Annotated in this window: 2 protein-coding genes; both read right to left on the reverse strand. The window is 68.4% G+C overall.

Annotated features, from left to right (window positions below):
• On the reverse strand, positions 1–397 hold a 397-nt coding region (locus tag EQG76_RS04930), incomplete at its 3' end, for a M20/M25/M40 family metallo-hydrolase (protein WP_159711124.1).
• On the reverse strand, positions 394–1,253 hold an 860-nt coding region (locus tag EQG76_RS04935; protein WP_200840561.1), incomplete at its 5' end, for a GMC oxidoreductase. The genes EQG76_RS04930 and EQG76_RS04935, both read right to left, overlap by 4 nt.

Below are 1,253 nucleotides of genomic sequence, written 5' to 3' on the forward strand. Positions count from 1 at the left end.
CCTTCGCCAGCTCGCGCATGGCGAGCAGCATCATGGCGATGCAGGCCTTGTCGTCGACCGAGCCGCGCCCGTAGAGGCGGCCGTCGCGCACCACCGGCGTGAACGGCTCGATGCTCATGCCGGTGACCTGCACCGTGTCCATGTGGCACTCGAACACGAGCCGGCGGCCGCCGCCGGCCGTGCCCTTCAGCGTCGCCAGCACGTTGGCACGGCCGGGCAGGACCTCGTCCTGCTCCGGCTCCAGGCCCATCGCAGCCAGCCGGCGGGCGATCTCGTGGCCGACCGCCGCCTCGCCAAACCACTCGGCGGGATCGCCCACCTGGCGGAACGCCGGGTTGACCGAGGGAATCGCGACCAGGGCCGAGAGCAGCTCAATGACGTCGTCGTCGGTGATCATGCCCGGCGCAGCTCGTCGGCCATCTTCTCGCCGATCATGATGGTGGTGAGGTTGGTGTTGGCCTGGCAGTCCAGCGGCATGATCGAGGCGTCGACCACGCGCAGGCCGGTAAAGCCGCGCACCTTGCAGTGCGGATCGACCACGCTCTTCTTGTCGTCGAAGTCGGCCGAGCCCATCGGGCAGCCGCCGGCACCGTGCTGGGCGTCGTTGGAGTGCTCCAGGAGGAAGTCGTCGACCTGGTCGTCCGTCGCGGTCTCCATCCAGGAAAGTGGCAGGTCGGTGTCGGCCAGCAGGATGTCGTCCGAGATGCGCTGCACCGCGTCCTGCTTGGCGATCTCCGCCAGGTGCCGGTAGGCGACGCGCATGCGGGCGAGGTCGCTGGCGTCGTCCAGCATGTTCTCCTCGACGATCGGCTGCACGAACGGGTCGGGCGAGGCGATCTCGACCGTGCCACGGCTGTTCGCCCACATCAGGATCAAGTTGAGCATGGCCTCGCCGAACTGGGCGCTGTCGCTCTCCACCCCGAAGCCGCCATGGTTCATCGAGATGTAGAGGATGTCCTGCGGCGAGCCGCCCGGCAGGCCCGTGCTCATCTTCACGCAGCAGTTGGTGTGCCGCTCGTTTGGATCGGTCGACTTGAACTCCTTCTTCAGCTTGAGCTCGTAGCGGCAATAGGGGTGGTCGAAGAAGCCGGTGCCCACCGGCAGGTCGGCCACGACCTCGATGCCGTGCTTCTTCAGGAGTGCCGCCGGCCCGATGCCGGAGCGCTGCAGGATCGGCGGGGTGGCGATGGCGCCGGCGGACAGGACCACGAGCGGGGCGTGGAACTCCCGGCGCTCGCCCCTGACGATGGCAC

The organism is Geminicoccus flavidas (genome assembly GCF_009806515.1).
In the GTDB taxonomy this organism is placed as follows: Bacteria; Pseudomonadota; Alphaproteobacteria; order Geminicoccales; family Geminicoccaceae; genus Geminicoccus; species Geminicoccus flavidus.